This window comes from Aeromonas sp. ZOR0002 (genome assembly GCF_963866995.1).
Taxonomy (GTDB): domain Bacteria; phylum Pseudomonadota; class Gammaproteobacteria; order Enterobacterales; family Aeromonadaceae; genus Aeromonas; species Aeromonas caviae.
The window spans coordinates 1-8140 of record NZ_CAWMFQ010000243.1 but is presented as its reverse complement, the minus strand read 5'-3'; the positions used below and the strand labels follow the sequence as shown (position 1 = coordinate 8140).

Below are 8140 nucleotides of genomic sequence, written 5' to 3'. Positions count from 1 at the left end.
CCGCCGCCAAGCTCTCCTGTCTGATGCTGCTGGCGGTGGTGCTGCTCATCGCGCTGGAGCGCCGCTCCCGCCAGCGCCAGCAGGTGTTCCAGAAGTCCATGGGCTTCGAGCAGCCCCTGCGTTACCCCCTCGGGGGCCTGAGGTGCGTGCTGGCCGGGCTCTGGTGCTGGGGCCTGGTGCTGGCGGGGTTCGCCCTGCCGTTCGTCATCCTGCTCGATTACGGGGTGCGTTACTTCGCGCTGTCGTGGACGCCCGAATTCGTGCGCTTTGCGGGCAACAGCCTCGCCATCTCGGCCCTGACCGCCCTGCTGGCCATGGCCATTGCCCTGCTGCTCGGCTTCTTCCGTCGCCTCGATGGGGGGACTCGCAGCCTGCTGCCCCTGCGCCTCGCCGCCATGGGCTATGCCATGCCGGGGACCGTGCTGGCCATCGGCGTGCTGGTGCCGCTCACGGCCCTGGATTTTGGCATCAACGATCTGGCCGAGTGGCTCGGGATGCCGGGCCCCGGTCTGCTCCTGACCGGCACCCTCACCGCCATCGTGTTCGGCTATCTGGTGCGCTTCGTGGCCATCGCCATCGGGTCGGTGGAGAGCAGCATGAGCAAGATCTCCCCCAGCCTCGACATGGCGGCCCGCTCTCTGGGGCAGGGGGCGGGCGGCATGCTGCGTCGCATTCACCTGCCGCTGGTACGGCGCGGCCTCTTTGCCGGCGCCATGCTGGTGTTCATCGAATCCATGAAGGAGCTGCCCGCCGCCCTGCTGCTGCGGCCGTTCAACTTCGAAACCCTGGCGACCCACGTCTATCAGTTCGTCTCGGACGAGATGCTGGAGCGGGGGGCGCTCGGTGCCATCGTCATCGTGCTGGTGGGGCTGATTCCCCTGCTGTGGATCAACCGTACCCTGGATGGTCCAGGCCATTGAGCGGCCCCGTCCGGCATCACTACGCGAGAGGAAAAGAACCTTGTCCTGCCTGAATATCGAGAAGGTCAGCTGTCACTACAATGGCCGCCCCGTGCTGGAGCAGCTCTCCCTGCAGGTGGCCGACAACGAGATCGTCTGTCTGCTGGGGGCGAGCGGCTGTGGCAAGACCACGCTGCTCAAGGCAGTGGCCGGTCTGCTGCCCCTGGCCCAGGGGGAGATCCGGCTGGGAGAGACCCTGCTCGATGCCCCCGGCGTGAGTGTGCCGCCGGAGGCCCGCCATATCGGCATGATCTTCCAGGATTACGCTCTCTTTCCTCACCTGACGGTGGCCGAGAACGTCGGCTTCGGTCTGACTAAGGGGGAGCGTGCCCTGCGCAAGCAGCAGGTGGACGAGGCGCTGGCGCTGGTCAACCTGCAGGGGTTGGGGGAGCGCTATCCCCATCAGCTCTCCGGCGGCCAGCAGCAGCGGGTGGCCATCGCCCGCGCCCTGGTGTGCAAGCCGCGCCTGATGCTGCTGGACGAGCCCTTCTCCAACATCGACACCCAGGTGCGAATGAAACTGATCCTCGAGATCCGCGCCCTGCTCAAACAGCAGGGCATTGGTGCCATCTTCGTCAGCCACAGCAAGGAAGAGGCCTTCGCCTTCGCCGACCGGCTGGCCCTGTTTCGCGCCGGTCGCATCGAGCAAGTGGGGGAGCCGGAGCAGCTCTATCGCCGCCCCGGGAACCGCTTCGTGGCGGAGTTTCTCGGCGGGGTCAATTATCTGGCGGCCGAGGTGGTGGACAGCCACTGCGTGCAGACCCTCCTTGGAACCATCTGCGGTCAGGAGCCCCATGGCCGCGCGGTGGGGGAGCGGTTGCAGCTCATGCTCAGACCTCAGCAACTGGCGCTGACGGCGGCGGATGACGGTGAGCTCCGGGTGCGTGAGCAACAGTTCCTGGGCCATCACTGCCGGGTACTGGTGGAGTGTGGCGGCCAGCAACTGGAAGCCAGCATCGGTGAGCCCCTGGAAGGGGGGAGCGCGCGGGTGACCGTGGCGCCTCATGCCCTGGTGTTGTTTGACCCCTTGCCCTGAGTGCGTGGTATTGTCGTGAAATCAATGAACTGGAAGCGCGCTGGTTTATAATCGCGCCACGCCCATAGCCAACGCACTTGGAGAGAGACATGAAAGCCCAAGCCGGGATCTGCGCAGAGCCGAATCTGCACGCCCTCTATCTGATGTTCAATCGCACCGGTGACGCCGCTGCCCTGACCTCCCGCCTGGCCAGCCTGCCAGCACTCTGGGAGGCGGTGAGCGCCGACTTCCCCGATGCGGCCTTCAGCGGTCTGGTCGCCGTCGGGGCCGACGCCTGGGATGATCTCTATCCTGCCGCCCGGCCGCCCCAGTTCCGAGGCTTTATGGCGCAATCCGCCAACGGTCAGGAGGCCCCCAATACCCCGTTCGATCTGTTCGTGCAGTTGCGTGCCGATCGGGTGGACGTGCTGCATCATGCCGGTCATCGCGTCATGGCCCTGCTGGCCGGGCTTGTTGAATTGGCCGAGGAAGTCCGCGGTTTTCGCAACCAGGATTGCCGGGATCTGACCGGTTTCGTCGACGGCACCGAGAACCCGCAGGATGAGCACCGCGCCGAGGTGGCGTTGCTGGACGGCGGCGAGTTCGCCGGTGGCTCCTACATCCACGTGCAGCGCTGGGTCCACGCCATGAGCGACTGGGAGAAGCTGGCCCTGAAGGAGCAGGAAGACATCATAGGCCGCACCAAGGTCGACAACATCGAATACGAGTCCGCCGACAAGCCGCTCACTTCCCACATCAAGCGGGTCAACCTCAAGACCCCGAAGGGGGAGTCCATGGAGATCCTGCGCCAGAGCATGCCCTGGGGCACCATGAGCGAGCAGGGGCTTTACTTCATCTCCTGCTGCCGCACGCCGCTGCACTTCAACGCCATGCTGGCCAGCATGTACAAAGGGGAGGGCAGTCACTTCGACCACCTGCTGCGCTTCACCCGGGCGGTGACCGGCGCGGCCTTCTTTGCCCCTTCCATCGATTTTCTGGTGGCCGAGGGCAAATAAGCCCGGCCTGCCGACTGCTCAAAACAAAAAATCCCGGCCTAGGCCGGGATTTTTGTGCGGATCGCCCAAGGCGACCGGATCAGGGCGTCTGCTCGAACAGCTCGAGGGCGGAGAGGTAGAGCTCCTCGATGTCGGTATCGCTGGTCGGGGTGATGAAGATGGTGTCATCACCGGCGATGGTGCCGAGGATCCCTTCGGCCTTGCCGAGGGAGTCAAGCAGGCGGGCGATCAGCTGGGCTGCGCCGGGGCTGGTGTGGATCACCACCAGAGCGCCGTTGTGGTCGACATCCAGCACCAGGTTCTTGAGGGGGCTGGAGGTGGTGGGCACGCCCAGTTCCACCGGCAGACAGTAGACCATCTCCATCTTGGCATTGCGGGTGCGAACGGCGCCGAAGCGGCTCAGCATGCGCGAGACCTTGGATTGGTTGATGTTCTCGAAGCCCATCTCTTGCAGGGCAGTCACTATCTCTGCCTGGGAGCCGAAACGCTCCTCTTTCAGCAAGGCTTTAAAGGCCTTGGCCAGTTTTTCTTGCTTGTCGTTATGTTTCATCTTGGACTCACGAATGAGGGGAGTGACCGCCTGTCACGCTCAGGCGGCAGATACGAACAGCGCTGCTATTTTGCATTCATATGCCTGTTTTGGCAAGGAAGCGGCGCTTGTTCTGCATATTGATTCAAATATAGCTTGCATCAACTTATGCTGGCGCTAGAATCAGGACGAAATTTTGAAAACTTATTCAATTGGGCTGTATGGGTATCGAATTAATCGGCATCGAAAAATCCTGGCACAAGGTGCCGGTACTGCAGCAGGTGAGCTTTCGGACTGCTCCCGGCGAGACCTTGGTATTGCTGGGCCCGAGCGGGGCAGGCAAGAGCTCTCTGCTGCGCATGATGAACTTGCTGGACACGCCGGATGCCGGTGTGTTGCGCATCGCAGACAGTGAATTTTCTTTCCCGTCCAGCCTCTCTACTGCCGAATTCAACCGTCAGGCACAGGCGCTGCGTCGCAAGGTGGGCATGGTGTTCCAGCAGTACAATCTGTGGCCGCACCTCACCGTGATGGAGAATCTGATTGAAGCGCCCGTCAAGGTGCTCGGCATGAGCCGCGAGGCGGCCATCGAGAAAGGGGCCTATCTGCTGGCCCAGCTGCAACTGGCCGACAAACGGGACGCCTGGCCCGCACGGCTTTCCGGTGGCCAGCAGCAGCGGGTCGCCATTGCCCGGACCCTGATGATGGATCCCCAGGTGCTGCTGTTTGACGAACCGACGGCTGCCCTGGATCCCGAAATTACCAAAGAGGTGGCGGAGATCATCCGCACCCTGAGCCAGACCGGCATCACCCAGGTGGTGGTGACCCACGAGGTGGAGTTCGCCCGCAAGGTGGCCAGTCAGGTGATCTATCTGGAGAAGGGGCGGATCATCGAATCCGGCACCGCCGCCATCTTCCAGTCCCCGCAAACCAGCCGGTTTGCCGAATTCTTGATGCATTGATATTGAGTCGATAAGGAAGCTGTCATGAAAAAGAGTCTGTTGCTGATCGCCGCCATGGGTCTGCTGAGCACTTCTGTGCTGGCCAAAGAGATCAAGTTCGCCACCGAGGCAACCTATGCGCCGTTCGAATACCTGGATGACAAGAACGAGTTCCAGGGGTTTGACATCGATCTGGCCCGCGCGGTCTGCGAGCAGGCCAAGCTGGAGTGCAGCTTCCACAACCAGGCCTTCGACAGCCTGATCCCCAGCCTCAAGTTCCGTCGCTATGACGCCGTCATCGCCGCCATGGACGTGACGCCGGAGCGGGCCGCCCAGGTCGACTTCTCCGATATCTATTACGAGAACTCCGCGGTGTTCGTCGCCAAGAAAGAGACCTTCAAGGGGCCGGACGATCTGGTGGACAAGACAGTCGGCGTGCAGAACGGCACCTCTCACCAGTCCTATCTGGTGGACAACTGGGTGAGCAAGGGTCTGCTGACCGTGCCCTACGCCAGCTACCAGAGCGCCTTCCTCGACATGATGAATGGCCGCACTGACGGCGTGTTTGCCGATACGGCGGTGGCCGCAGACTGGCTCAAGCAGCACAAGGAATACGCCGTGGTCGGTACCCCGGTGACCGACGCCAAGTACTTCGGTACCGGTTTTGGCATCGCGGTGGCCAAGGGCAACCAGGAACTGCTGACCCAGCTGAACAAGGGGCTAGCCGAGATCAGGGCCAACGGCACCTATCAGAAGATCTATGACAAGTACTTCGCGCAGTAAGCCATGTTGAGCCTGTTGTTGGATGCAGCCTGGATGACCCTCGGGCTGGCCCTGGTATCCCTGGTCGGTGGCATGGTGCTGGCACTGGCATTCAGTGCGGCTGAGTTGAGCAAGCAGCGTTGGTTGGTGTGGCCCGTGGCCACCCTGACCACCTTGATCCGTGGTCTGCCCGAGTTGCTGGTGGTGCTCTTCATCTACTTCGGCTCGACCCAGGTGCTGTTCCTCATCACCGGGGAGTATGTGGAGTTCAGTCCGTTCGCCTGCGGTGTGCTGGCGCTCTCCCTGCTGTTTGCGAGCTACGCCACCCAGACCCTGCGTGCCGCCCTCAATGCGGTGCCCGCGGGGCAGCGGCTGGCGGCGCAGGCGCTCGGCCTGGGCAAGGAGCACACCTTCTTTCGCATCGTGCTGCCCCAGGCCTGGCGTCACGCCCTGCCCGGGCTCGGCAACCAGTGGCTGGTGCTGCTGAAAGACACCGCTCTGGTCTCCCTCATCGGGGTGAACGAGATGATGCGTCAGGCACAGATGGCGTCGGCCAGCACCTATCAACCCTTCACCTGGTACGCCGCTGCCGCCCTCATCTATCTGGCTATTAGTCTGGTGAGTGAATTCGGTTTGAAGCAGGCGTCCCGCTATACCCGCCGTTACGGAGGCTGACCATGCAGGATTACCTGATGACCCTGCTGGGAGGGCTGGCGATCACCCTGCAGCTCACCGCGTTCAGCTTGTTGCTGGGCGTGCTGATGGCGGCCGGCATGACCTGGGTGCTGGAGCGTCGCATTCCGGTGGCGACCCAGCTGGTGCAGCTCTGGGTACTGGTCTTTACCGGTACGCCGCTGCTCATCCAGATCTTCCTCATCTACTACGGGCCTGGCCAGTTTGAATGGCTCAAGGCGGGGCCGCTCTGGCCGCTGCTCAAGCAACCCTGGTTCTGCGCCGTGCTGGCGCTCGGTTTCAATACAGCAGCCTACTCCACGCGGCTGTTCAAGGGGGCGCTCGACGCCATCCCCGCCGGTGAGGTGGAGGCCTGCCGTGCGCTCGGCTTCTCCGCCGGACAGACCCTGTGGATGAAGACCCGCCATGCCGCCCGTCGGCTGGTCCCCGCCTATTCCAACGAGGTGATCCTGGTGCTCAAGGGGAGTTCGCTTGCCAGTACCATCACCATCATGGACATCATGGGGCTGGCCCAGCGTCTCAACGCCCAGACCTATGACACCCTGGCGGTGTTCACCGTGGCCGGAGCGCTCTATCTGACCATGAATGGATTGTTAACAATTGGTTTCCGCTGGTGTGAGCGTCGGGCACTGGCTTTCCAGTCCTGAAGCAGTCACATTTACCTCTTAATGGTGAGGGAAGCACAGGAAATCTGTGTCTTTCCTCCCATTTATCGCATATTCCTCTCCGCTTTCATCGCCGCTTGTTCCCTGGCTCACAGAACCCGTGATTACAACTGTTATCAGATTGTTTTTTAGGAGGGGATCCTTTAAGGTGAGGCGCACAATAAGAATCAGCGTTAACCCAACTAGAAACAACCTTAAACCTACGCTTAGACATGGAGTTGATCATGAAAGTTGCCGTTCTGGGTGCCGCCGGTGGCATCGGCCAAGCCCTCGCTCTGCTGTTGAAAAACCGCCTGCCTGCCGGTTCCGAACTGAGCCTGTATGACATTGCCCCGGTCACTCCGGGCGTGGCGGCGGACCTGAGCCACATCCCGACTGACGTGAAAGTAAAAGGTTTCTGCGGTGAAGATCCGAGCCCGGCTCTGGTCGGCGCCGATGTCGTGCTGATCTCTGCCGGCGTGGCGCGCAAGCCCGGCATGGACCGTTCCGACCTGTTCAACATCAACGCCGGGATCGTCAAGAACCTGGTGGAAAAGTGTGCCGCTTCCTGCCCGAAAGCACTGATCGGCATCATCACCAACCCGGTCAACACCACGGTCGCCATCGCCGCCGAAGTGCTGAAGAAAGCCGGTGTCTATGACAAGCGTCGCCTGTTCGGCGTGACCACCCTGGATGTGATCCGTGGCGAGACCTTCGTGGCCGAGGCCAAGGGCCTGAACGTTGACAAGGTACGTGTCAACGTCATCGGCGGTCACAGTGGCGTGACCATTCTGCCGCTGCTCTCCCAGGTTGAAGGCGCCAGCTTCACCGCTGAGGAAGTGGCTGCCATGACCAAGCGCATTCAGAATGCCGGTACCGAAGTGGTGGAAGCCAAGGCCGGTGGCGGTTCCGCCACTCTCTCCATGGGTCAGGCAGCCTGCCGTTTCGGCCTGTCGCTCATCAAGGGTCTGCAAGGGGAAGCCAACGTCATTGAGTGTGCCTATGTGGAAGGCAACGGTGAGCACGCCACCTTCTTCGCGCAGCCGGTGCTGCTCGGCAAGAACGGTGTCGAAACCGTGCTGGACTACGGCAAGCTGAGCGCCTTCGAGCAGGAAGCGATGGACAGCATGCTGGCCACCCTGAAGGCCGACATCCAGCTGGGCGTCGACTTCGTCAAGTAAGTTGCTACGTCGACCGCAAGGGGAGCCCAGGCTCCCCTTTGTCATTTTTGGGGTTGGGTGTGGCGGGCTAATGTGGTGGGCTAAGGAGATGGCCCTGGCTGCCGATAACAGAAGGCAGCAGGAGATCCCTATGATAAAACCAAGAACCCTCATCGCCATTATCGGTGTGTGCAGCTTCCCCTTGCAGGGGGCGGAGCCCACCTCGGCCGCCGCGCCCACCCAGGCGGTTGCGGTTGCTGCCGCGCCGCCATCCGCGGCGTTTGCACCCTTGTCACCGGCCTCATCATCGGCCCAGCCAGCCCTGACGCCAGCCTCTTCTGTCGCCACGCCATCCCTCTCTGTGTCAGCAGCGCCAGCCCAGGCGCCATCCGCATCCGCACCTGTACCGTCCGCACCGGCA

Annotated in this window: 10 protein-coding genes; 9 read left to right on the top strand and 1 reads right to left on the bottom strand. The window is 62.3% G+C overall.

The window, feature by feature from the left end; translation table 11 throughout:
• The 3 genes from AACR77_RS13470 to AACR77_RS13460 form a co-directional block, all read left to right on the top strand.
• Window positions 1–920: iron ABC transporter permease (locus tag AACR77_RS13470; RefSeq protein WP_042882138.1), on the top strand; the 920-nt coding region annotated here is incomplete at its 5' end.
• Between the two features lie 40 nt (window positions 921–960).
• Window positions 961–1995 carry an ABC transporter ATP-binding protein gene (locus AACR77_RS13465; protein WP_042882136.1) on the top strand — a complete coding sequence of 345 codons (1035 nt, stop codon included), beginning with the start codon at window positions 961–963 and terminating at the stop codon, window positions 1993–1995.
• Between the two features lie 89 nt (window positions 1996–2084).
• Window positions 2085–2990: a Dyp-type peroxidase gene (locus AACR77_RS13460; protein WP_010673071.1), complete on the top strand. Its 906-nt coding sequence runs from the start codon at window positions 2085–2087 to the stop codon at window positions 2988–2990.
• Window positions 2991–3069: 79 nt separating this feature from the next.
• Here AACR77_RS13460 and argR read toward each other — a convergent pair whose 3' ends face one another.
• Window positions 3070–3540 (bottom strand): transcriptional regulator ArgR, encoded by a 471-nt coding sequence (argR, locus tag AACR77_RS13455; RefSeq protein ID WP_005308670.1) that lies wholly within the window; start codon window positions 3538–3540, stop codon window positions 3070–3072.
• Window positions 3541–3740: 200 nt separating this feature from the next.
• On the opposite strand from argR, the gene AACR77_RS13450 reads away from it, so the two are divergent.
• The 6 genes from AACR77_RS13450 to AACR77_RS13425 all read left to right on the top strand — a co-directional run.
• Window positions 3741–4481, top strand: coding sequence for an ATP-binding cassette domain-containing protein (locus AACR77_RS13450; protein WP_041214472.1), 741 nt, complete (start codon window positions 3741–3743; stop codon window positions 4479–4481).
• Window positions 4482–4505: 24 nt separating this feature from the next.
• A complete protein-coding gene (locus AACR77_RS13445; RefSeq protein ID WP_042882134.1) occupies window positions 4506–5243 on the top strand; it encodes an arginine ABC transporter substrate-binding protein in 738 nt (245 codons plus the stop codon).
• Between the two features lie 3 nt (window positions 5244–5246).
• Entirely contained in the window at window positions 5247–5897 is a 651-nt protein-coding gene (gene artQ / locus AACR77_RS13440) for an arginine ABC transporter permease ArtQ (protein ID WP_042882132.1), read from the top strand.
• A gap of 2 nt (window positions 5898–5899) precedes the next feature.
• Entirely contained in the window at window positions 5900–6562 is a 663-nt protein-coding gene (artM, locus tag AACR77_RS13435) for an arginine ABC transporter permease ArtM (protein WP_010673075.1), read from the top strand.
• A 242-nt stretch (window positions 6563–6804) separates the two neighbouring features.
• The gene (gene mdh, locus AACR77_RS13430; protein WP_010673076.1) at window positions 6805–7740 is read left to right on the top strand and encodes a malate dehydrogenase; all 936 of its coding nucleotides are present in this window, start codon (window positions 6805–6807) and stop codon (window positions 7738–7740) included.
• A 168-nt stretch (window positions 7741–7908) separates the two neighbouring features.
• Window positions 7909–8140: hypothetical protein (locus tag AACR77_RS13425; protein WP_231563236.1), on the top strand; the 232-nt coding region annotated here is incomplete at its 3' end.